22 protein-coding genes are annotated in these 23,972 nt (G+C 44.3%); 12 read left to right on the plus strand and 10 right to left on the minus strand.

The genetic code is table 11. From position 1 onward, the window contains the following. Positions 1-176: 176 nt before the first annotated feature. Together IQ270_RS00460 and IQ270_RS00465 are read right to left on the minus strand one after the other, a co-directional pair. Positions 177-431 carry a hypothetical protein gene (locus tag IQ270_RS00460; RefSeq protein ID WP_193970908.1) on the minus strand — a complete coding sequence of 85 codons (255 nt, stop codon included), beginning with the start codon at positions 429-431 and terminating at the stop codon, positions 177-179. A gap of 84 nt (positions 432-515) precedes the next feature. After that, positions 516-1,115, minus strand: a complete 600-nt coding sequence (locus tag IQ270_RS00465) for a hypothetical protein (protein ID WP_193970910.1) — start codon at positions 1,113-1,115, stop codon at positions 516-518. Positions 1,116-1,248: 133 nt separating this feature from the next. Here IQ270_RS00465 and IQ270_RS00470 point away from each other — a divergent pair, with 133 nt between their 5' ends. After that, positions 1,249-1,476: a hypothetical protein gene (locus IQ270_RS00470; RefSeq protein WP_193970912.1), complete on the plus strand. Its 228-nt coding sequence runs from the start codon at positions 1,249-1,251 to the stop codon at positions 1,474-1,476. Further along, on the plus strand, positions 1,476-1,883 hold the full coding sequence (locus tag IQ270_RS00475) for a PIN domain-containing protein (RefSeq protein WP_228055970.1): 408 nt from the start codon (positions 1,476-1,478) through the stop codon (positions 1,881-1,883). The genes IQ270_RS00470 and IQ270_RS00475 overlap by 1 nt, the downstream gene beginning before the upstream one ends. A 95-nt stretch (positions 1,884-1,978) precedes the next feature. Here the strand turns inward: IQ270_RS00475 and IQ270_RS00480 are convergent, their stop codons facing one another. Further along, the gene (locus IQ270_RS00480; RefSeq protein WP_193970914.1) at positions 1,979-2,653 is read right to left on the minus strand and encodes a HEAT repeat domain-containing protein; all 675 of its coding nucleotides are present in this window, start codon (positions 2,651-2,653) and stop codon (positions 1,979-1,981) included. Between the two features lie 357 nt (positions 2,654-3,010). Here IQ270_RS00480 and IQ270_RS00485 point away from each other — a divergent pair, with 357 nt between their 5' ends. Beyond that, positions 3,011-5,485 carry a CBS domain-containing protein gene (locus tag IQ270_RS00485; RefSeq protein WP_193970924.1) on the plus strand — a complete coding sequence of 825 codons (2,475 nt, stop codon included), beginning with the start codon at positions 3,011-3,013 and terminating at the stop codon, positions 5,483-5,485. A gap of 364 nt (positions 5,486-5,849) precedes the next feature. Here the strand turns inward: IQ270_RS00485 and IQ270_RS00490 are convergent, their stop codons facing one another. From IQ270_RS00490 to IQ270_RS00500, 5 genes are all read right to left on the minus strand, one after another. Continuing rightward, positions 5,850-8,222, minus strand: a complete 2,373-nt coding sequence (locus IQ270_RS00490; RefSeq protein ID WP_228055971.1) for a tyrosine-protein kinase domain-containing protein — start codon at positions 8,220-8,222, stop codon at positions 5,850-5,852. A gap of 342 nt (positions 8,223-8,564) precedes the next feature. Next, the gene (locus IQ270_RS31715) at positions 8,565-8,687 is read right to left on the minus strand and encodes a hypothetical protein (protein ID WP_255532336.1); all 123 of its coding nucleotides are present in this window, start codon (positions 8,685-8,687) and stop codon (positions 8,565-8,567) included. A gap of 527 nt (positions 8,688-9,214) precedes the next feature. Beyond that, complete coding sequence (locus tag IQ270_RS00495; protein WP_193970926.1) at positions 9,215-10,642, minus strand: MFS transporter; 1,428 nt, start codon at positions 10,640-10,642, stop codon at positions 9,215-9,217. Positions 10,643-10,702: 60 nt separating this feature from the next. After that, positions 10,703-10,837: a hypothetical protein gene (locus IQ270_RS31720; protein ID WP_255532337.1), complete on the minus strand. Its 135-nt coding sequence runs from the start codon at positions 10,835-10,837 to the stop codon at positions 10,703-10,705. A gap of 424 nt (positions 10,838-11,261) precedes the next feature. Then, a complete protein-coding gene (locus IQ270_RS00500) occupies positions 11,262-11,939 on the minus strand; it encodes an ATP-dependent Zn protease (protein ID WP_193970928.1) in 678 nt (225 codons plus the stop codon). Between the two features lie 305 nt (positions 11,940-12,244). Here IQ270_RS00500 and rseP point away from each other — a divergent pair, with 305 nt between their 5' ends. From rseP to rpsN, 4 genes are all read left to right on the plus strand, one after another. Beyond that, positions 12,245-13,345, plus strand: a complete 1,101-nt coding sequence (rseP, locus tag IQ270_RS00505) for an RIP metalloprotease RseP (protein WP_193971038.1) — start codon at positions 12,245-12,247, stop codon at positions 13,343-13,345. Between the two features lie 125 nt (positions 13,346-13,470). Further along, positions 13,471-14,229: a Uma2 family endonuclease gene (locus IQ270_RS00510; RefSeq protein ID WP_193970930.1), complete on the plus strand. Its 759-nt coding sequence runs from the start codon at positions 13,471-13,473 to the stop codon at positions 14,227-14,229. A gap of 226 nt (positions 14,230-14,455) precedes the next feature. Further along, a complete protein-coding gene (nth, locus tag IQ270_RS00515) occupies positions 14,456-15,100 on the plus strand; it encodes an endonuclease III (RefSeq protein WP_193970932.1) in 645 nt (214 codons plus the stop codon). A gap of 322 nt (positions 15,101-15,422) precedes the next feature. Then, entirely contained in the window at positions 15,423-15,725 is a 303-nt protein-coding gene (gene rpsN, locus IQ270_RS00520; RefSeq protein ID WP_193970934.1) for a 30S ribosomal protein S14, read from the plus strand. Between the two features lie 281 nt (positions 15,726-16,006). On the opposite strand, the gene IQ270_RS00525 is transcribed toward rpsN, so the two are convergent. Beyond that, positions 16,007-16,336 (minus strand): hypothetical protein, encoded by a 330-nt coding sequence (locus tag IQ270_RS00525; protein WP_193970936.1) that lies wholly within the window; start codon positions 16,334-16,336, stop codon positions 16,007-16,009. A 64-nt stretch (positions 16,337-16,400) separates the two neighbouring features. Here IQ270_RS00525 and aat point away from each other — a divergent pair, with 64 nt between their 5' ends. The 3 genes from aat to leuS all read left to right on the plus strand — a co-directional run bounded on the left by aat (position 16,401) and on the right by leuS (position 20,974). Beyond that, positions 16,401-16,979, plus strand: a complete 579-nt coding sequence (gene aat, locus IQ270_RS00530; protein ID WP_193970938.1) for a leucyl/phenylalanyl-tRNA--protein transferase — start codon at positions 16,401-16,403, stop codon at positions 16,977-16,979. 224 nt (positions 16,980-17,203) lie between these two features. Next, positions 17,204-17,926, plus strand: coding sequence for a Uma2 family endonuclease (locus IQ270_RS00535; protein ID WP_193970940.1), 723 nt, complete (start codon positions 17,204-17,206; stop codon positions 17,924-17,926). Between the two features lie 492 nt (positions 17,927-18,418). Continuing rightward, positions 18,419-20,974 carry a leucine--tRNA ligase gene (leuS, locus tag IQ270_RS00540; RefSeq protein ID WP_193970942.1) on the plus strand — a complete coding sequence of 852 codons (2,556 nt, stop codon included), beginning with the start codon at positions 18,419-18,421 and terminating at the stop codon, positions 20,972-20,974. Between the two features lie 84 nt (positions 20,975-21,058). On the opposite strand, the gene IQ270_RS00545 is transcribed toward leuS, so the two are convergent. Next, a complete protein-coding gene (locus tag IQ270_RS00545; RefSeq protein WP_193970944.1) occupies positions 21,059-21,865 on the minus strand; it encodes a helix-turn-helix domain-containing protein in 807 nt (268 codons plus the stop codon). Positions 21,866-22,036: 171 nt separating this feature from the next. On the opposite strand from IQ270_RS00545, the gene IQ270_RS00550 reads away from it, so the two are divergent. Then, positions 22,037-23,041 carry a site-specific DNA-methyltransferase gene (locus tag IQ270_RS00550; RefSeq protein ID WP_193970946.1) on the plus strand — a complete coding sequence of 335 codons (1,005 nt, stop codon included), beginning with the start codon at positions 22,037-22,039 and terminating at the stop codon, positions 23,039-23,041. A 37-nt stretch (positions 23,042-23,078) separates the two neighbouring features. Continuing rightward, a complete protein-coding gene (locus tag IQ270_RS00555) occupies positions 23,079-23,969 on the plus strand; it encodes an alpha/beta hydrolase (RefSeq protein WP_193970948.1) in 891 nt (296 codons plus the stop codon). Positions 23,970-23,972 lie beyond the last annotated feature (3 nt).

Genomic DNA, 23,972 nt, shown 5'->3' on the forward strand with positions numbered 1-23,972 from the left:
GGCTAGAAGCCCATCCCACAAGAAGAAAAAGTTTGTGGGATGGGCTTCTAGCCCGTCCTAAGTATTTTTACAATTCAAGTCTATTGTAAAAACATCCATACAAAACATAATAGTTTCTCCAGCTTCATCCCAGAAAATCAGTGCATTCAGCATCAACATATCCTGCCGACGGAATATTACTTCGGATTCTGTACCCGCGCCGGTACATCAGTCAATCCGGCCTTCTGCATCAGCGAAATCACCCCTACAGATAGAATTCCCCCAATAACTACCCCGACAACTATCAGGATGAGAAAAACTTTTTGCAGAGTTTTTTTAGTAGCCGGGTGGTACTGTCTCGGCAATGGTTCACCTTGCTCGTCAACTTCTTGCTCCAAGGGGTCTAGCGGATCGGAGGGATTTGAGTTAAAAGGATTGGGTGCTTGATTCATGGCTAGTTTTGGTTAAAGGAGATTGACAACTATTTTAACTTGCGATTTGCAGGCAGCAGCTTCAATAATACATTCTGGTTTTACTCAAGACTCGATAAAATTTATTAAGATACCTAGAATTTTAGCAACATTATTAATAAAATATTCGCTGGTGTCAATCTCGATCGCACTTCCTTCTAGTTTGATAAATTTCCAGATACTCCCAGTTGTGATAACTCCATAAATTGTCTGAATGTCATTTTCTTGACGCTGGTTAAATATTTGTGCTGCGATCGTTTCTGCCATGCACTGCCCCAATCCGGATTGAATGTTGTCATTTTTGGCTTCAACCAAGGCGATAACTGGGGATTCAATGACTAGCTGTTCGGGCGATCGGCTAATTAGGAAATCGCAATAACCGCTCAAACCCCTAGCAGCGTCTACATTGAATTCTCGACCTGAAAATAAACTCATCCGTTGCGGTAGCCTTTTTTTGATTTCAACTAATATTGGCGCGACAATTAGCTCTGAGCGAGCTTTCTCGGAATTAATTTCTAGCGCTAAAGGCAGATTGAATTGCAAAGTTTCTTGCAAAAAACTGCTCGGTTCTATTTCGGGAATGTGGGCAAACAAGCCAACCGTTCTATTCAAGGTTATGCCAAAATTGGTCTTAATTTGTTCGACGCTAAATTGACTGTAGGGCATTTCAATCCCTCTCCCGAAAAATTAAGTGTTTTTAAGAAGCTAACATTATATCACTTGAGGCGCTAAAATTTTGAAGCGGGGGTATTTATATACTTGGCTGCTTGTCCAATGCTTTGTGTTAAAGATAATTACTATGACCTTACGCGAACTTCAAGACCGAGCACTGAGGTTGTCTGCCGAGGAGCGATGGCAGTTAATTAATGCTTTGATGCGATCGCTCCAACCGAAAGCCCGATCGAAGGTGAAGCCGAAGGGTTTAGCCGCGAGTTTAATTGGCATTGCGAAAACGGACGCGCCACCACCTACAGATGCCGAAGTAAAGGCAATGTTAGATGAGCGGTTAGTGCAAAAGTATCTCTGATGAAAGTTTTATTTGATACCAATGTTTTACTGGATGCAATGCTGGCCCGCGAACCTTTTGTAGCGGATGCTGCTTTTTTACTGAATGCAGTTGAATCGGGGCGAGTTGAAGGGTTTATGTCGGCGACAACGGTTACGGATGTGCATTATTTGGTGGGACGACAAACCAAGAGTTCTGAAGCTGCGATAGCTGCTGTAACTCGACTGTTGGCATTAATGGAAATTTGTGCGGTGGATCGAGAGATTCTGGAGCAAGCGATCGGGCTGGGATTGCCTGATTTTGAAGATGCGGTGCAGATAGCGTGCGATCGAGTTAGAGTTAGAGGCGATCGTTACTCGGGATGTGAATGGATTCGCAGGGTCGCCGATTTCCGTTTTGTCGCCTCAAGAACTGAGAAATCGGTTTGACCTAGCAGAGGGCTGAATAAATTAGGCGATAGGTGTTTCATCGCCGCCTTAAAAGCGTCCAAATGAAACACTTACAACAAAAGTATCGGTATCTGTTATGCTTCTGCTTTCGACAAACGATCGAGAGAAATTGTTGCCGCTTGAGATACTTGCCGATTGCTGTCTTTTTCTAAGTATTTCAAAGCCGAAACGCTCTTGGTACTGGGCAAATTCCCCAAAGCTTCAGCCAGCCTCTGCCGGATCAGCCAATCTTCCGATTGAGTAAAATCGAGGATGCGATCGATCGCGCTAAGGTCCTTAATTTCCCCCAAAGCCGAAATCGCCGCCTGCTGAATCACCACTTGCTCGCATTCGAGAGCTTTCAGCAGCACGTCGCGAGCCCGGGGATCTTTGAGATTCCCCAGAGAAACAGCAGCACTGAAGCGCACCAGCCATTCAGTATCTTCGTAAAAAGCCCGCACCAAAGCCTCAAAAGCTCGGATATCTTCCAGATAGCCCAAAGCACCGGCAGCGTCAGCGCGAATGCCGTAATCAGGTTCAGTTTCTAGCAATTTGACTAGAATAGGATAGGACTCAGCAGTAGGTTTGACTCCGAGAGCAAACACAGCCATCGATCGCACTTGCAAACTTTCATCATTCAACACCTTTTTAATCAAAGGTACAGCCTCTGCTGCCGACACGTTCCGCAAGTTAGCCAAAGCCACCATCCGATCGGCTGAATTTTCGCTTTCTAACTTGGCTGCAATTTGCTCTAAGCTTAAAGTTGTCATTATCGGTAAATCTTGTAGTAAAACTTTACATTCTGGTTATTTTGATTATAAGTGAGTCTCCGGTTAAAAGCAGGCAGTAAAAACCGCCCCGCCTATCTTACCTTTTCAAACTGATGAGACGATGGATCAGAAGCTCACATTAAGAGAAATAATCAATCACAAAGTCTATTATTAAAATCCCAAGCACAGGCGAGGTGTTTCTGGTGTTTCTGCCGCTCTCTAAGGCTTTATTTGCCCGAGAGTTAGATCGGTTTTCCAAAAAATGCAACTAGCCCGCGCTCCAAACCCGCTGTGCGATCGTTCGCAATTCCCAATCGAAAATGGTATTAGCCGCTCTCTGACAACCTGCCATCAACTATGTCCTTGTACCACCCACCCTTTTACTCCTCAGCATTAGAACAAGCGATCGACCGCTACCCCCTAACCGTGGAGCCTGATACTTCCTTAGCAGCGGCGATCGCCCTGATGAGTCAGTTACACAATAGTTGTCCCCTAATCAAAACACCTTTACCCTCTGACCGGGGGGCGATGACCGAAATCTCAGCGCCCGACAAGGTGCGGGCCCGCTGCGTCCTAGTGGTGCAAAACCAGCAGACTATTAGCACAAGCAACTTATCCGACAACCCCAGCCGCGGGCTGTTGCTGGGCATATTAACTCCCGCCGACTTAGTGACGCTGATCGCTTCTGCCAAAATCGACACTCAGAAAAAAGTAGCCCTGCACAAAATACCAATTTCCGAAGTAATGTCTCCGGTGTCGGTTTTCCTCACAGCATCCGACGACCAAGACGTATTCGGCGCTTTATCCTTATTTCGCCAGCACAAAATTCGCTATTTGCCGATCGTCAATCAATTTCGCCACTTGGTAGGAGTGCTCACCCGGGAAAGAATTCGCCAAGTATTGCAGCCTTCAAACATTCTTAAATTGCGGCGGGTAGCAGAATTGATGACTACGCCAATTACAGCGCCCCACACCAGCTCGCTCAAAAGCATAACCGAATTGATGTCAGAGCATCAAGTCAGTTGCGTAGTCATTACAAAAAACAAAGAACTAACAATGGAGAAGCCCAAAGATGACTATACCTCCATTTTTCACTATTCCTTTCACCAACCTTTGGGAATTATTACCGAATACGACATCCTGCAGGCACTGTTTCTCGAACTAAATTTCGAGCAAACCCCAGTTCAAAAAGTCATGAGAACTCCCCTGCATTTTCTGCAACCTTCCGATTCTCTGTGGACGGCGCACAAACAAATGCAGCAGCAACAAGTGCAGCGGTTGGTCGTGTGCGGGGGGCGCGGAGAACTGTTGGGAATTATTACCCAAACCAGCTTGCTCCGAGTCCTCGATCCGACAGAAATGTACCGAGTAGTCAAACAGTTGCAGCAGTCGGTTTATCAACTGCAAGCGGAAAAATTGGAACTGCTGCAAAGCCGCAATGCCAAATTGGAACAGCAGGTGCGCGAACGGACTGCCAAACTCCACGAACAGGTACAGCGCGATCAGCTGTTAACTCAAATTTCCTTGCGGATTCACCAATCCTTAAACCTCGAAGAAATTCTCCACGCCAGCGTCGATGAAGTCCGGCAAGTTCTGCAGGCCGACAGAGTAGCCATCGTGCGTTTGGAGTCAAGGGATTTTGGCATTGTCGTGGCAGAATCCGTTGCCTCCAAATGGTCTTCTATCTTGGGAGAAATCATGCCAGATCAAATGTGGAATCAATCTGCCTTGGCAATGGAACAGGAAATATATGCCGTCCCCGACATCGACCAAGCTAATTTGAGTGCCGAAACATCTGCGCGCTTGCTGCAAGCGCAAATCAAAGCTTATTTGATTGTACCAATTTTGCAAGACAGCAATTTGTGGGGGGTGATGTGCGTCCATCAATGTTCCAAATCGCGGCAGTGGCAGCCTCCGGAAGTGGATTTGCTGCTGCAACTGGCAACTCAAATCGCGATCGCCATTCAGCAAGCCCAGCTCTACCAGCAAGTACAAAATCTCAACACCGATCTCGAATGCCAAGTCCAAGAACGCACTGCCCAATTACAACAAAAAGTTCAGGAACTCCAGCATTTAAACGTCCTCAAAGATGAATTCCTCAGCACTGTGTCTCACGAACTGCGAACGCCTTTAGCTAATATGAAAATGGCTATTCATATGCTGAAAGTTTCTCCCACACCGGACAGGAGACAAATTTATTTAGAAATTTTAGAAACAGAATGTACTAGAGAAACCGATTTGATTAATGCTTTGCTCGATTTGCAGCGGCTCGAAGCAGCAGCTTGCCCGATCGACCTCGAACCAGTAAACTTAGAACTCTGGCTGCCTACTATAATCGAGCCATTTTACGCCCGCGCCCAGAACCGCCACCAGCATTTGCGAATAGAGTGCGATCGCCACCTCCCCACAATCAGTTCCAACCGCGCTAGTTTGGGACGAATTTTAGCAGAAATCCTCAACAATGCCTGCAAATATACTGCCAGTAACGGCGAAATATCTCTCAGGATAGAGTGCAACAACCAACACTTGGAAGATGGAGGAAGCGGGGAAAATCCGATCCAAGCAACTGATTTTACTTCCTCTATCCAATTTATACTCAGCAATCAATCGTCGATTTCGATAGAGGAATTGCCTCGAATTTTTGATAAGTTTTATCGAGTTCCCAATGCTGACCCCTGGAAACAAGGAGGTACAGGTTTGGGTTTAGCTTTGGTTCAAAAACTTGTCGAACAGTTGCAAGGAAAAATTGAGGTTGAAAGCAGCAATGGCTGGACTAATTTTACCGTAACATTTCCTACCAACCTGGATGAGAATGAATCGGCCATCAGTTGATTTGAGCTTTGATATTCACTCCACCAATTAATCTGGGAGATTGAACAAGAGTCGGAAATCTGTAAAAGTGCGATCGTTTCTAAGCCAAATCCCGATCGAGCAAAAAACTTGCACTCGGAACGATCGAACCAATCTTATATCATTTTTCTAAAAATTTGCAACAGTATCAAGGGCGGGTTGTTGAATATTTTGGCTTATAGCACGGATCTGGGTGAACCAGCCCCACAAAAACTGTTGCAAAATTTTTGAGAATTAGTATTGTTGCGATCGTCCTTTTCTGACCCGAGTCAACAATCAACAGTCAACAGTAAACAGTCAACAGTCAACAGTCAACAATTCCCCAGGAGTGCAACCGGAATTGATATCACTCTTTTTTCGGAGCTAGCTTGCGGATACCCGACTCTACTGGTACAAAATTTAAATATTCATTTTTATCTTCCAAAGCTAATGATTGAGATGGTTGATACTTCTTGCCTTTAATGGAATGATTGGCAACTGTACCCAAGCAGGGTATGCCAAAATTTTCTAATTGGCTGAAAACTTTTTGGACTACAGAAAACTTGGTCTGGCGAATTGCTACAACCATCAGTATGCCATCTGTGCGCGCCGCTAAAAAATTCGCATCTTTACTGTCAACCAGCGGCGGCGTATCGTAGATAACTAAGTCAAATGTTGCGTGAAGTTCTTCCATTAAATACTGCATCCCGGATGAGGCAAGCCGTCTCGCAGCACCGGGAACAGGAAGACCGGCAGTTAATACAAAAAGATTATCTTCTAAATGCGATCGCTGGATAATTTCGCTGGGTTGGTATTTATTGTCGAGCAAGTTGCTCAATCCATTGAGATTAGGCAGTTCCAACAGCAAGTGCAGGCTGGGCGAATGCAAATCGGCATCTACTAACAACACTCGCTGGCCCGCCAGCGCTGCCACGTGAGCTAAATTTAAAGCAACAGTAGATTTGCCTTCGTCAACTGTAGCCGAACCAACAGCCAAAGATCGAATGGTTCGATTGGAAGAAAGAAAGCGAATATTAGTATAAAGAGAGTCAAAAGCTTCTATAAATTCCGAAGCAATTTTTTTATTCCCCTCTTTTCCTTCAAGATAAGCATAGGAATTAGCAATAGAAGGGGGAAATTTTTTAGCATTTTTGTCCCTAGGAATCACTCCCAATAAAGGTGCATCAAACGCATCTTTAACATCATCAGCAGAGTACAAAATATTGCGGAACTTTTCAATCAGGATAGCGACTCCCAAACCCAACACGATCCCCCCAACAATTGCCATGAAAAATTTGTTGGCATTTTTCGAGGCAACTGGAATCAAGTTACCCTTTGGATCTCGTGGTATCCGGGGCTCGGAAATTATTTCCCAAGGTACTTGGCTTTGAGCAGCTTGGACGCGCAGAGTTTCTCGCTGAGCTAAAAGTTGATCGCGGGTGCGGGCTGCTATGTCTAATTGCTGTTGCAGTTCGTTGTAGCGGCGGGCTATGCTGGGGAATTCTCTGGCTTGTCGGTTCAAATTGTTTTTAGTTTGGGCGATCGCCTGACTGCGAGCTTCTAAAACTTGAACTTGGTTAGCAGTATCAACCAATTGTTTAATCAAGCCTATGCGAATCGAATTTTGAAAATTCTGAACTTTAGCATTCGCTTGCGTTCCTACTAAATTTTGCCCCAAAATTCGATCTGTTTGCTGGTTGAGCAAAGCTACTAAATTTGCCCGCTTGCGCTCTAAAGCTTCCACTATTGGGTTAGCGGATTTAAAACGAGCTGTTTCTACAGCAATCTGACCTTCTACTTCCTTAACCTTAGTCAGCAACTCTTTATATTGAGGTTCTTCGCTTAAAGCTGAAGCAGCAATAGCTTCATTCGGTGTAAAATCTAATTGTTTTTGCAAGTTTGCATACAGCATTTTCTGTTCCTGCAGCAGCCTTTGAGTTTCTAACTCTAAAGTTTCTATGGTACGAACTTGCTCGATCAATTGCGCGCCTTGTTCTTTAGGATCTGTAATCTTTTGCTGCTGCTGTATCACCTGCAACTCTGACTTCAGGTCATTGACGCGCTTGCTTAGTCCCGGAAGCTGGTTTTCTATAAACTTAACACCTTCACCAATGCGACTCTTGCGTTCGTCAAGGCTGTACTTTAAATATTTCTTTTTAGTTTCTTCTAAAACAAACTGAATTAATTCAGGGTTCTGCCCCAGGAAACGAACTTCCAAAATTTTAGTTAGCGTCATTTCATTCTCTCCGAGGCGCAAAACGACCAATCCTTTTTTAAGAAGTTCCTCAGTCATTTCTGGATATTTTTTTTGGACTTGTTTCGTAATAGCCGATAGCATCTCAGGACTCTGAAGAATTTGAAGTTGAGTTGCGTAGTCCAAACTAAAAAAATCTCGATTAGGCACTCCCCCCCCCTCGCTGCGATTGGCGAGTGCGGAGGGGTCAGCAATTCTGGCCTCCGTTGTCACGGGTTCCACTAGCAGCCGAAAATCGCCTTGATATGTTTTCTTGCTTTGCTTGATCTGAAAATAAACTCCACCGCCTGCTAGACCTACAATCCCGATGATGACTAGGGCTTTTCGCGCAAAAGTCCTAAACAACGGCTTGAGATTCAATCCTTTCTGAGGCTGCGCGCTTAACTCTTCTCCCTCGTCAACGGAAAATTGCTGCACCTGTCTGCTCTGGTTGCTAATGGGTACGATATGAGCGTCCTGTTCTTTTTCCATGTTGACCTCTTTCATATTTTTTTGGTGAAATCAGCTTTGTTGTGTGTCCCTTGTGATTGATACTTTCATCCTTGACTTCAGGATATCACAGGAGATTCTTGGTTAGTCGGTTCTTGTTCCTGCTGATAGTTCTCACTACTTTCACATAATATACAAATATAACTAAATCTTTATGTTTTGCCTGCTGCAAAAGTTTTTTTACTAATTGCTGGAGAGTTGTATCCGACTGTCTGTATTTTTGTCTGCTGTGTTGTGCTGCTCTTCTGGGTTTCTGGGGGGCTGTCCCAATTTTTTTAGGTAACGCTGAGTTCGGTGACCGCTCGCGCGATAACTTTACCAAAGTTTTACAATTTGCCCTTACACCTCAGCAGCCGATCGCGCTGCTATTGCCTTGTCGTCTATTATGCCACTTTCCTGTTGAACGTCAACTGTAGCACCTGTTAACTTACCTGCTAATTGACCGACTACAAAGTTTGGCATTTTCCCTCTAGATATAATTAGCAGCATTCAGCAGATTTTTGGAACGGCAACTAATCGAATCAATTTCCGACAAAAATCTGTCTTTTCTTGATAATTATCAACTTTTTGACGAGTTGGATGACTGCTTAAGTCCATCTATAGCATTTCGAACTCTCATAGGAGGTGCCCTAGCGGCAAAACCAGGCATAGGGCCTAGGGCATAGCGCATACCTCACAACGCGATCGAACCGTTATAGTTACTTTTTTTATATACCCGATTTACCGCTACTATCATATCATAAACTACTCTCAAGAGAGCGAAACCGACATATTTTTTAATGATTGGTGAGTTGAAAGTCGATCGACCTTGTGAAACACTCAAACTTTATGAGTGTTTATACCGGGGCGGAGCGAGTTGCTGACGACACATTATTAAGGGAAGAAAAAGAGTTATCACATAATGGAACGATTGCTATAGATATCGCCCGGATTAGCTCTTTGTAGTTGTTAGTTTTTGAGTTTACTAATTCCACATTGCCGATCGCCCTTTACTGTTTTTGTGCTTTTTTTTCTCGAAGTTGCAACAAGATTGCTGCATGAACTTCGCGGGTAATCGGATAAAAATATGTCAGAATCATGCCGCAAATTAAAGCAATTGTGGGCCCAGGACCGATCGCAAATCGAATCGCCAACAGCGCAGAATCCGGCTGTACGGGCGCAGGCTGTCCCTGAACTGTGGCAAGAAATCCAGCTTGTTCTAATGCTTGTCCTACAAACCACAAGCCCACTGCCAAACCAATTTTTTGCAGCAAAACCATAAATGAATAGAACACGCCTTCACGTCTTTCACCTGTTTGGAGTTCGTCGAGTTCAATCACATCCGGTATCATCGACCAAGGTATGAGATAAGCAGTGGAAACTCCCACCCCGGCCATGACTGCTAACAGGTACATCTGGACTACTTGTCCCGGTTGCAGGAAAAACAGTCCGGCTTGGGCGATAATCCACAAACTCATGCCCATAAAATAAACAGCTTTTTTGCCGTATCGCTCGCTGACTTTACTCCAAACAAATAACATGGCGAGTGCAGTGCCTTGAACGGCGATCGCAGTTTGGGTAAAAGTTGCTGGTGGCAGTTTCATCCAGTTGATGACAAAATAGGGTAAAATAGAAGCAGTTAATTGGACTCCCAGCCAAGAACAGAGATAAATTCCTATTACGTATAAAAAAGGACGATTGTTAAATGCAATCCGCAACTGTTCTTTCAACGGCAAGGAAGTTGAACTGTCCTCTACTGGATGTTCTTGCAATTGAGATAAAACCTGTTTGCGGGTTCCCAAAAAGCACCAGTACAAAGGCAACACAGAAATCACTGCACAAAGTGCGCCTAATACTAAGTATTTTTGGATGTCATCTTTAACTATTGCAAAGATAATTTGCGCTATAATTAGTGACAAAATGCTGCCGCCGATGGAGAAAGAAAACCGGAAACTGTTAAGGCTAGTGCGTTCGTTGTAGTCTTGGGTTAATTCTGGGGTGAGGGCGGTGTAAGGCAGGTTGACGGCGGTGTAGGCGGTGTTAAACAAAATGCCGATCGCCACATAGTACCAAAACAGTATCGTCGGATCTTTGCTGGGAACAATCCACTGCAAAAAGAAGAAGATGCCGAAAGGAATTGCGCCGTAAACCATCCAAGGATAGCGGCGGCCCCACCGATGAGATGTGCGATCGCTCAAAACCCCCACAATCGGGTCATTTATGGCATCCCAAACCTTGCCAATTAACAAAATGTTACTAGCAGTACCCGCAGCCAAACCGGCGACGTTGGTAAAGAAAAACAGCAGGAAAAATACCAGAACATTCGCAGTAATTGCGGGGCCGAGGTCTCCGGCGCCGTATGCTAATTTTGTTGAGAAACTGAGTTTTTTGGTTTCGGGGTTGTTGGCTGCTGGTTGAGGTGGGGAAGTATTGCTCATAAACTTTTGTTGCGGGATTTTTGGGCAGTCGCAGTCTTTGCAGTAGGAGTATAACTCACGCTAGGCCGCAATACTAAGTTTTTTTGGGCGATCGGGATGATTTTGAATAATCGGTAATTCGTAGTCGATAGACAAATGCTTCCCAAGCATAATCGCTGATTCGTCAAGATCTTGTGCATCGAGCAAGTACAGCATTTTTGCTCTGTTGCAAATAGCGTTTATTTGTATTGGCGGTGTTCCCAGTTCGCTGACACCGACATCGCACCCTTGGAGGCAGATGCGGAAACAAAACAGCTACAGCATTTTTTTTGATTTTTTGTTCGCTGTTTGCCGTTTTATTGCGAAATATTTTGGTTGTTACATGAGTTGTTAATCCGATAATATTTATGCTGTTACTACCAAATTTGGGTAACATACTCCCTGGATAATGGAACCGCGAAGACGCAAAGCACGCGAAGAGAAGAGGAAAGAGAAGAGAAAAAAGAAGAGTCAGAAGCTCGAGGGGATGGCAAACTTGGATTTTGGATTAAATTCTCAACCGGGTTTGTAGGCAGAATTATAGTTTTAGCGATCTACAAAAAAACCGGGTTTGAGCGGGCAAGAGGGCGCAATTTTTGTGCTACAAATTTTGTTTGATCGTGTCGCAGCACTCAGCAACTGTTGCTCTTTGTTCCATTGCTACTACCAAGGCTTCGTAAGCTGATTTGTGGTTTTCGATTAGGTTTTTGGCTCGCAGGGAAGCCCAGTTTTGTTTGAGTTGAATTTCTGAGTTGGGACGGCGCAGTTGTGTGAAGATGGCGCTGATTTTTGTGCGGTCTTCTGCGCCTCCTCGTGCATTGCCGTAAACAAATTTTTCGGCAACTATTCCGGCCATCCACACGGTACAATATTGGTCTAAAAGTTGGGTGGAAAGAGTGCCGCTTTGGAGTTGCAATGCTAGTTTTTCGTCTTCAAATCGGACGCCGCCTTGGGCTGTTTGACCTTGTTTGAATGCTTCAAGTGCGCTGAGGGCGTAGCTGGTTACGGGAATTCCTAACAGGTGGGCGACTAGGAAGTGTCCGGCTTCGTGGTGGATGATGCGATCGCGATTTTGCTTGGAACTTCCCCCCAGCCAATCTACTAAAATTGCGCCGCCTTGACCTTGCCACTGGAAACTGTCGAGGGTGGCTAGACCCAACAGACAAAAAGTGGCGATCGCAGGTACGGCCTCTGGTAAGTTGAATAGGGGCCCTAACAATATTGAAACGGTGATGGCGAAGATAGAAATAGCGATAAGATTCAAAGATGTGTCTTTCATTATTAGGAATTGGTTATTGGTTATTGGTTATTGGTTATTTGTTATTTGTTATTGGTTATTTGTGATTAGACCAACAACTAGCAACTAACAACTGACTACGGACTAATGTTGAGTTTCGTAGTGTATATCGCACATTTGACCAAAATCTACACAAGCCAGATCGCGCGGGCCGGTGCGCGAGGACCCGGACTTTAGCTGAAAATGCCATCTTCCAGTTTGACTGAAAATTGCCGATCGGAAGCCACCTATATTAAAAAGATCTTAAAATAAATTAAAGTCAAGTAAAAGTGTTAGTGGAATCCTTCATGTCAGTTTTGGCAGCGATCGCAGTTTTAGGTATCTTGATTGTCGTTCACGAACTCGGCCACTTCTTGGCGGCGAGACTTCAACACATTCACGTCAACCGCTTCTCCATCGGTTTTGGCCCCATCCTCTGGAAGTATCAAGGCCCGGAAACTGAATACGCCCTCCGCGCCTTTCCCCTGGGAGGTTTCGTCGGTTTCCCGGATGACGATCCAGAAAGCACTATTCCCCCAAATGACCCGAATTTGCTCAAAAATCGCCCCGTGCTCGATCGGGCGATCGTCATTAGCGCCGGGGTGATTGCCAACTTGATTTTTGCTTACTTCCTCCTGGTGGTGCAGTTGACCACTGTCGGCGCTGCATCCATGAACTACCTACCGGGAGTTAAAGTACCGGAAGTCGCAGCAGAAGTTAGTTCGGCAGCTCAAAAAGCCGGAATTCGATCGGGCGACATTGTTCTGTCTGTTGACGGCAAAGAATTGGGTGCCAACAGCGAAGCAATCAAATCTCTAGTCGCAGCCATCCAAGATCGTCCCAACCAACCTTTGGCATTGGAAATTCAGCGCCAAGAACAAAAATTTGTGGTGACAGTCACTCCCGAACTGTCGCCCGACGGTAAAGGTCGCATTGGGGTGCAGCTAACTTCTAACGGGACTGTCGTGCGCCAGCGGGCGGGAATTCTAGAGGCGTTTACCCTGGCTGCGACTGAATTTGAGCGGATTGTAGTGCTGACTGTTCAAGGTTTCGGGCAGTTAGTTAGCAATTTCAGCCAGACTGCTGAAAAGTTGTCCGGGCCTGTGGCGATTGTGGCTGCTGGTGCAGGGATTGCGCGATCGGATGCAGCAAATTTGTTTCAGTTTGCTGTGCTAATTAGCATCAATTTGGCTGTGATTAATATCTTGCCTTTACCTGCTTTGGATGGCGGTCAGCTAGCTTTTTTGTTAATAGAAGGACTCCGGGGCAAACCTCTGCCAAACCGCCTTCAGGAAAATGTGATGCAGACTGGTTTGATGCTGTTGCTGGGTTTGGGAATTTTCTTGATTGTTCGCGATACTGCTAATTTGGCAGGCATCGATTTGATGCACAATCTTCGACAGCAGTAGTCAGTTGATAGTTGGCACTTGGCAGTAGTCAGTAGTCAGTTGGCAGTAGTCAGCAGCCATTAGTCATTACATAGCTGATGACTGCTGACTAATATAAATTAACCACTAAAAATGGAGAAATAGCAATGGTCACACAACTGCAATCTCCCGAAAAAGCAAAGATTATCTATCCAGATGATAACGGCGAACCAATGTCTGACAATACCGAACAGTTTAGATTGATCGTGTGGATCAAAGAAAATTTAGAACTGTTATTTGCCAGCATGGCTGATGTTTTTGTAGCGGGAAACTTACTGTGGTATCCAGTAGAAGGAAATAACAAGATTTCTCAAGCGCCAGATGCGATGGTAGTCTTCGGAAGACCGAAAGGTTATCGAGGCTCCTACCAGCAGTGGAATGAAGAGAACATTGTGCCGCAAGTGGCGTTTGAAATTTGGTCGCCGGGAAATCGCCTGACTCCGATGCTGCAAAAATTGAGATTTTACGAACAATACGGCGTAGAAGAATATTATCTATACGATCCAGCAAATGTGGATTTGACTATATGGGAGCGCCGAGAGCAACGATTAGAACCAATCGAAGAAGTGAACGGCTGGGTAAGTCCCAGAATGGGAGTGCGGTTTCAAGTATCAGAAACTGAACTGGAAATATTCAGGCCTGATGGCACACCTTTTGTGAGTTTTGTGGAGCTCGCTCAACTTCGAGAACAAGCAGAATCAAGGGCTGAACAAGAACGGCAAAGGGCCGAACAAGAACGGCAAAGGGCCGAACAAGAACGGCAAAGGGCCGAACAGGCAGAAACTATGCTGGAACAAGAACGATCGCGCTCGCAAGCTTTAGAAGCGAGACTCCGAGACATGGGAATCGACCTCAATCAGTTGTAAATGACTAATATCAACTTCGATCGATTGACCGCAATCAGTAAGGTTCGTAGTACGTCCTGGTGTCCGCACTACGAACCGTTTTTGAGATAACAAATAACAAATAACAAACAACAAACAACAAATAACAAACAACAAACAACAAACAACAAATAACAAATAACAAATAACAAATAACAAATAACAAACAACAAACAACAAACAACAAATAACAAACAACAAATAACAAATGACCAAAAAGTTAAGTTTAAAACAAAAATCGCTCGAAATTCTGATTCGCCTCAAACGCCTGTATCCAGAAGCTCCCTGCACTCTCAACTATGAAACTCCCGTGCAGTTGCTGGTGGCTACGATTCTCTCGGCTCAGTGTACGGACGATCGAGTAAATCTGGTAACGCCGGCGTTGTTTGAGCGTTTCCCCGATGCGGTGGCTTTGGCAAATGCTGATTTAGATGAATTGGAGCGTCTGGTGCGATCGACTGGCTTTTACCGCAATAAGTCTAAAAATATTAAAGCTGCTTGTTGGGCGATCGTCAACAAATTCAACAATCAAGTGCCGCAGCAAATGGAACTGCTGCTAGAATTGCCCGGAGTTGCCCGCAAAACGGCTAATGTCGTCCTCGCCCACGCTTTTGATATTCATCAAGGCGTGACGGTAGACACTCACGTCAAGCGTTTGAGTCAGCGGTTGGGATTGACTGAACACGCCGATCCTCCAAGGATCGAGCGGGATTTGATGCTATTGTTGCCGCAGCCGGATTGGGAAAATTGGTCAATTCGGTTAGTGTATCACGGTCGGGCAGTTTGTAATGCGAGAAAGCCGATTTGCAATATTTGCCAACTTGCAGATTTGTGCCCTTCTGCTAATAGTTAGATTTTCCACCAGTTTCAGAAATAGGCAAGATGCCTTTCCCACAAAAAAGCTTAAATAATTGTGGAACAGGCATCTTGCCTGTTGCCAAAAAAGCTTAAATAATTGTGGAACAGACATCTTGCCTGTTGCAAAAAAAGCTTAAATAATTGTGGAACAGGCATCTTGCCTGTTGCCAAAAAAGCTTAAATAATTGTGGAACAGACATCTTGCCTGTTGCAAAAATCTTGTCAACAAAAAAAGTAATTAAAATAAAAATGATCCGAAATGACCAAAATATAGTAAAATTGTAGATTGTGATTTATCTAAGGATATAAACTGAGTTATGGCTAAAAAGAGCATGATCCAGCGCGAGAAAAAGCGCCAAGCACTCGTAGACAAGTACGCTGACAAGCGCGCCGACCTGAAAGACCAGTTCGACCAAGCTGCGAATCAGATGGACAAAATGGCGATTCACCGCCAACTGCAACAGCTACCCCGCAGCAGTTCTCGGACTCGCTTGCGGAACCGCTGCTGGGCAACAGGACGGCCAAGAGGTTACTATCGCGACTTCGGACTTTCTCGCAACGTGATGCGAGAAATGGCTCACGAAGGTCTTTTGCCCGGTGTAGTGAAGTCTAGCTGGTAGCAGTCAGTTGACAGTTGACAGTTGACAGTTGTTAGTTGTCATGCCAAATTCTGGCTTTATACCCCATTCTTGTCATTGCAATCGCCAGCAAAGCAATCGCACAAACTGTGGCAATTATGGAGAATTTATAAATCGGATTTGGGAGCGGTGTTAGTTAGCAGTTGTCAGTTGTCATTAGTCTGAAGGAAGAAGGAAGAAAAAACTCGCAATTAATTGGCAGGATTATGTTTTGGGTTGATTCTTGTTTGGTAATTCTAAGTTAAATCTTCCTCCTTTTAGCTTCATTGGCCGCAGCATTTATCGATACCGAGACTTTCGAGTAACAAGTCGCTGACGGCATTGGCGATCGCAAATTCGCCGTAAAAGCTTTTAGAAAAATCATAGGCCTGCATTTCGGTGACGATCGCAATTACGAGGCTGCCCACATCATTTTCGCCTTCCATACGCTGGCGGACATAGATTTGGGCAGCTCTTTTAGCTATTTGCTGGTTGGCAGGTTCTGGGATAAACTCGGAGTCTAGCCATGCAAGCAGCGTTTGTTGGAGCCATTGACCTTCTTGCTCGGGGTTTTTTGCCGGCGGTAAGGTAATAGGTTCGATAGTTTCAGACATAATTATTCCTAATTGCTAATGTTGACTTTGAAAAGTTAGCGGACGAAGGACAACTGATAAATATATGCAATATGATATACCGTCAATTATACAAGGATACGCCCAAGGCTACTTCTTGATGGCAAATGACGGCGAGGAAAGTTTGGGGTGGTATTCGAGCCGCCAGCGGGCGCTGATTCCGCTGGATGAAAGATTTACCTACCCCACATCGCTGCGCCGCCAACTCAATCAAAATCGGTTTTCGGTGGCTGTCAACCGCGATTTTGGGGCGGTGGTTGAGGGTTGTGCCGATCGCGAAACTACTTGGATTTCTAAGGAACTCAAGCAGATTTACTGGGGTTTGTATCAGGCCGGTTGGGCTTACAGCTTCGAGACTTGGTGCGGCGACGAATTGGCGGGCGGTATTCTCGGATTGTCTATAGGCGGTGCGTTTATTGGGGAATCGATGTTTTACCGAATTCCCGAAGGTTCTAAGGTGGCGATGGTAAAGTTGGTAGAGAGATTGCGCGATCGATCTTATCTGATGTTCGACGCTCAAATGAACAATCCGCACCTCGAAAGATTCGGAGCTTATACTGTGAAACAGAAACAATATAACACTCTTTTGCAAGCAGCTTTAAAACGCAAATGTTCATTGTTTTGACAACATAAAATTGACGAATGAGACCCGCACAAGAAAGCTTTCTACGACAATATTGCAGCCGCGCATTTAACAGGCAAAAAAACCTGTTTCTAGGAGTGGTAGCCTGTCAGTCATAAAAATATACAAAGCGTGTCCTTAGCCTTAGCTAAAATGTTCATACGCGCTATAATAGCTAAAAATAAAATAGTACAATTAAACAGAGATACTTCTCGGAGACAACTACTATGCAAGTCACAACCAAAGAAATCATTTATCCCTCCAGCGACGGTCAACCAATGGCAGAAAGCACAATTCAATACAAATTCATTGTCACCGTCAAAGAAGGTTGCGAGCTGCTGTTTAAAGATGACCCCAACGTGTTTGTAGCCGCCGATTTACTCTGGTATCCCGTTGAGGGGAGAATAGATATTTCTCAAGCACCTGATACGATGGTCATATTTGGGAGACCCAAGGGCGATCGACTTTCCTACATACAATATCGAGAGGATAATGTCACTCCTCAAGTCGTCTTTGAGATTCGCTCCCACAACGACCGCCAAACTAAAATGAATAAAAAACTGGCATTTTACCAGCGTCATGGAGTTGAGGAATATTACCTTTACGATCCAGAAAGAAATGAGTTGGAAGGTTGGCAAAGAATTGAGGGAAATTTAGAAGTTATTGAGCCGATGGAGGGATGGATTAGTCCGAGATTGGGAGTGCGATTTGAATTAGGAGAAGATGGGTTAGAAATTTATCGACCTGATGGACAAAAGTTTCTTTCCTATTCCGAATTAGATGAACAGCGAGAATTAGAGCGGCAGCGTGCCGAACAAGCATCGCAGCGTGCCGAACAAGCATCGCAGCGTGCCGAACAAGCATCGCAGCGTGCCGAACAAGAAGCTCAAAAAGCCGAACGTTTAGCCGCCAGACTGCGCGAATTGAACATCGATCCAGATAGCATCTAAGCCGGAATAAATGCTAATAAACCCGGTTTATTCAGAAATCGGGTTTCTGGGGATTGCGGTTATTTCTGCTTATAAGACTTACGCATCAAGACTCATCGAAACCAAGTTTTTGCGGTTTTGCCAACTGTAACACGTCTTCTGGGCAAAAACCAGGTTTCTGACCGCCCCTGCGTAATATTATGTTTGTTCGATCGACCATTATTCCCGTAGGGGCTCCCCTAACCAAAAATATCTGCCAACAATCTCCAATCTCATAAACCCGCCCCGGCTTTGATCCGGGTCAATTGAGCGGACATGATATAAGTCTGATTCTTGTAACGGCCAATCGGAAATTTGGTCGATCGCCCCCCAACTCCAATTACATATACTACAATATATAATACAGATATTTGAGCCAAAATCCTCGGGACTCAAAAAAATCCTAATCGCAGCCCCTTGAATGTGCAAGAATATTCAAGCAAACATTATTAAATCATACATGGAGAAATTGTTGTGGAGTCCAAATACAACCCCCAATCCATAGAAGAAAAATGGCAGGAGACATGGGCACAGCAAAACTTAGACCAAATGCCAGAAGATACCCAAAAGCCTAAATTTTATGCCTTATCCATGTTCCCCTACCCGTCGGGAAACCTGCACATGGGCCACGTCCGCAACTACACAATTATCGATGTAATTGCCAGACTCAAGCGAATGCAAGGCTATCGCGTACTCAATCCGATGGGATGGGACGCTTTTGGTTTGCCGGCAGAAAATGCGGCCATCGAACGCGGAATTCCCCCCGCAAAATGGACTTATCAAAATATTGCCCAAATGAAAGGCTTATTTCAGCGCCTGGGTATTTCTTTCGACTGGACAAAAGAAGTTACAACCTGTTCTCCCGATTATTATCGGTGGACTCAGTGGCTGTTTTTGCAATTTTTAGAAGCAGGATTAGCGTATCAAAAAGAAGCCGCAGTTAATTGGGACCCCATCGACCAAACAGTCTTAGCAAACGAACAAGTAGACAACGAAGGTCGTTCCTGGCGTTCCGGTGCCAAAGTCGAGCGCAAATTATTGCGGCAGTGGTTTCTCAAAATTACCGATTACGCCGAACAGTTATTAAATGACTTAGACAAATTGCCAGATTGGCCCGAAAGAGTCAAACTAATGCAAGCAAATTGGATCGGTAAATCTGTCGGCGCTTACTTGGAATTTCCGATTGTGGGAATCGATGAAAAAATCGCTGTTTTTACCACTCGACCAGACACAGTTTATGGCGTGAGTTACCTTGTTTTAGCACCGGAACATCCGTTAACTCAGCGCGTGACCACCGCCGACCAAAAAGCCGCTGTTGACACCTTCATCAAAGAAGTTGCATTGCAAAGCGAAATGGATCGCACGGCTGATGACAAACCGAAGCGCGGTATCCCCACAGGTGGCAAAGTAATCAACCCTTTTAACAATGAAGAAATCCCGATTTGGATCGCCGATTACGTGCTGTACGAATACGGCACCGGCGCAGTCATGGGAGTACCCGCCCACGACACCCGAGATTTCAAGTTTGCCAATCAATATGAACTACCTATTAAAGTAGTAATTGTCGATGATGATGAAGTTCCGCTCACGGAAGCTTACACGGAACCAGGAATTATGATTAATTCCGAAAGCTTCAACGGCATGGATTCAATTAAAGGCAAAGCCGCAATTATTCAAGCTGCCGTAAATTCAGGTTGTGGCGAAGCGCGAGTGCAATATCGCTTGAGAGATTGGTTGATTTCTAGACAGCGTTATTGGGGCGCTCCGATTCCGGTAATTCACTGTCCTAAATGCGGAACTGTCCCCGTCCCGCAATCGGATTTACCCGTATTGTTGCCGGAAAATGTGGAATTTACGGGCAAGGGTTCGCCGTTGGCGAAGATGGAAGATTGGGTAAATGTTCCTTGTCCGAGTTGCGGCACTCCGGCGAAGCGAGAAACGGATACGATGGATACTTTTATCGATTCTTCGTGGTATTTCTTGCGCTATCCCGATGCGAAAAATCAAGAGCAAGTTTTCGATTCGGCGAAGACGAATGATTGGATGCCTGTTGACCAATATGTCGGCGGAATCGAGCACGCAATCCTGCATTTGCTGTATTCGCGGTTCTTTACGAAGGTTTTGCGCGATCGGGGTTTAATCGACTGCGACGAACCATTTAAACGCCTGTTAACTCAAGGCATGGTGCAAGCAATGGCCTACAAAAATCCCGTTACTGGCAAATATGTTCCCCCAGCAGATGTAGACCCTGCAAATCCCAAAGATCCGCAAACAGGCGAAGCTTTAGAAGTCTTTTATGAGAAAATGTCAAAATCAAAATACAACGGTGTTGACCCCTTGGAAGTTATGGAGAAATATGGGGTAGATACGGCGCGAATGTTTATTTTATTCAAAGCGCCGCCTGAGAAAGATTTGGAGTGGGACGACGCTGATGTAGAAGGACAATTCCGCTTTTTAAATCGCGTTTGGCGCTTGGTGACAGAGTTTGCTTCACTCCCCCCAGTCCCCCCCGCTCAAGAGGGAGAAAAAGATGTGCTGAGCAAAGCTGAGAAAGATTTGCGACGGGCGATTCACACTGCAATTAAGGAAGTGCGAGAAGATTTGGAGGGCGAGTATCAGTTCAACACTGCTGTTTCTGAAATGATGAAATTGAACAATGCCCTGGCTGATTCTAAATGTAAAGATTCGCCTGTTTATGCAGAAGGAATTAACACTTTAATTTTGCTGTTAGCGCCTTTTTCACCGCATATTGCTGATGAGTTGTGGCATTTGATTGGTAACAGCGAATCGGTGCACACGCAAACTTGGCCGATTGTGGATGTTTCAGCATTAGTTACCGATGAAATTACGCTGGTAATTCAGGTGATGGGCAAGACTCGCGGCACAATTCAAGTGCCTTCTGGTGCTGATAAAGCTGGTTTGGAAAAGTTCGCTCGCGAGTCGGAATTGGCGAAGCGTCACCTGGAAGGTAAGGAGATTAAAAAGGTGATAGTAGTTCCTGGAAAGTTGGTAAATTTCGTGGTAGCTTGATTGTAACTGCTGATAGGTGTCGTACACTTATAGGCTCTATACAAGCATAAGCTAATTTTCAAAATCAAAATTGTTGGCGGAGGGCTATTGTTGACTATCTGAGTAGACAAGTTGCCCCCGTCTAACTAACTTTAAGGGGATTTTAGGATTATTAAGTGCGTCATTTCTGACTCTCAGCTTTTCTTCCCATTCTTGAAATTTAGGTTCTAGAAGTTCAGGTGTGAGTTTGTAAATTTGTTTGAGAGTTATCCCTTCATATAATCCAATATACCAAGCTCCAAGTTTACGATATTTTTCAAGTATAATTTCATTCAAATGATGGTGAGTAGTGACCCCACCGCTTCTATTGAGAGCAATATTTATTGTTTTAAGTTCGTATTCTTTTCCTTCAGCATCAATAGCATCGTTTCCTTCACGTCCAGGCGATATCCGCAGCCCTAAAAGGATTAATAACTGTAAAGTCTTTCCCCCGTTATCTTGAAAAATATCCGCAATACCATATTCACTAGCCAGATTTTGCAATTCTTGAATGCTTTTCATAGCATTTTCTAGCCGTTTAGCATCTGAAATGCGTTCTGCATCCGTGGTAACAGCCTCTTCAACAGGCTCCACAACTGACGGAGAAACTGGTTCAGCTATTAGGGTGCCAATAATATCTGTACTCTCGCCGCTTTGGCTAAAACTGATTAAATAAGTAGCGGGTACATCGAGGGCTTCAGCTAAAGCGAAAATAACTTCAAAGGATGGCGATCTTTGGCCGCGTTCCAATAAGCTGATATAGTCAGTAGTCTTGTCTATGAGTTCTGCTAGCTCCTCCTGTGTCATCCTTTTTTCTCGGCGTAACTGACTTACCTTTGCCGCAAATTGTTGTCTGGCTTCTTTGTAATTCATACCCCTCACAATTCGTAAAAACGAACTGAAAGTTCGCTTTTTGAATGGTACGAAGAATTTTTACACGAGACAACGTACGGAAAGTACGGATTTATTCAGACTGACAGTACGGATTGTCATATAATGAGAGCAGGCTGTGTCTGTTGTACCTTAAACTAATCTAAATTACACATGAGTAACATTTGGCCCGCCCCAGTTTATACCACGAAATACGGTCAATCTTATTTGGGAGATTCTCTTCATCTCCTGAATAGTCTTGCTAGCAATTCTGTAGATTTGGTGATTACATCCCCTCCTTTTGCATTGCAACGCAAAAAGAGTTATGGAAATGAAGATCAAGATTTATATGTTGATTGGCTGCTGGGCTTTGCTTCTGAAATTAAAAGAGTTCTCAAGGATACTGGAAGTTTTGTTATAGACCTTGGAGGTGCTTATCAAAAAGGAATACCTGTACGCTCGCTGTACAATTATCGCGTCCTGATTAGGTTATGTGACGAATATGAATTTAAACTTGCTCAAGAATTTTTCTGGTTTAATCCTTCAAAACTTCCATCTCCTATAGAGTGGGTGAATAAAAAGAAAATTAGAGCTAAAGATTCTGTGAATACTGTTTGGTGGCTTTCTAAAACTAATCAGCCTCAAGCGAATGTTACTAAAGTTAAAGTAGAGTATTCTGATAGAATGAAAAAACTTTTAAAAAAGGCTGATGAATTTTACACGCCCAAAGAACGTCCTTCCGGCCACAATATTAGCGAGCGATTTGCCAAAGATAATGGAGGTGCAATTCCATCTAATTTGCTAGAAATTGCTAATTCAGAAAGTAATTCTCAATACTTGCGTTGGTGCAAAGAGTTTAATGTTAAGGTGCATCCAGCACGCTTTCCTCAAAGATTGCCGTCATTTTTTATAAATTTTCTGACTGAACCAGGAAACTTGGTAGTAGATATTTTTTCGGGTTCTAATACTACTGGTCATGCAGCAGAAGAATTATCAAGAAAATGGATAAGTTTTGAAAAGGAAAAACAATATATTGCTGCATCAATATTTAGATTTTTGCCTCAAGAATCTTTTGGGCAAGCGGAGACAATATACCACCAATTGTTAACTGAGGAATCATCAGGATTGATTTTACCTCAAAATAGGCTACTTTTTGAACTTAATAATTATTGTTTTTAGTGGGCTAAGTCGTCGATTTTTGATGAGAGTTTCCACAATGCTCGAAATAGAAAATATCTCCAGACAGTGTTTTAAGTTGCTATTTTTTATAGGAAAGATTTTGGCGATCGCCTACATTGCTTCTTGTATACTCTTGTTTATTCTGCAAACTCGTTTGATATTTGGGCCAACACCTACGATCGCCAAAACACCGGATGCCTTTAACATTGCTTACGAGGAAGTTTGGCTACCAGTTAAAGCTCGATCGCCCAAAATAGAGAAACTTAACGGTTGGTGGCTGCCGGCGGCGACTCCACAGCCACTAGGAACCCTATTGTACCTGCACGGTAGGGGTTTTAACATCGGCGCGAATATCAATCAGTCTTACCGCTTTCGGCAATTGGGTTTTTCGGTATTGCTGATAGATTACCGGGGTTACGGCCGTAGTCAAGGCAGTTTTCCCAGTGAAGCTCGGATATACGAAGACGCAGAAATAGCTTATAATTATTTAGTGAAACAGCGGCAATTGTCGCCCAGCGAAATCTTTTTGTACGGTCATTCAATGGGAGGTGCTGTTGCTGTGGAATTAGCGATCGCCCATCCAGAAGCTGCGGGATTAATTGTTCAAAGTTCGTTCACTTCAATGCTGGATATGGTAGAACGCTACAGTATGATGCGGCTGTTTCCGGTGCGGCTGCTGCTGCGGCAAAAGTTTGATTCTTTGACTAAGATTAAATTGCTGCAAATTCCGGTTTTGTTTGTACACGGAACTGCCGATCCTTTGATTCCTGCTGCGATGAGTAAAAAGTTGTATGCTGGTTCTCCCGAACCCAAGCAAATTTTGCTGGTTCCTAATGCTAAGCACAATAATGGAGATGCTTTTTTCAACAGCAGGGAATACCGCCAAACAATTGTTAATTTCGCAGCAGATACATCTACAATGAGATGAATC

The sequence above is a fragment of the Microcoleus sp. LEGE 07076 genome (assembly GCF_015207455.1).
GTDB lineage: Bacteria > Cyanobacteriota > Cyanobacteriia > Cyanobacteriales > Microcoleaceae > Microcoleus.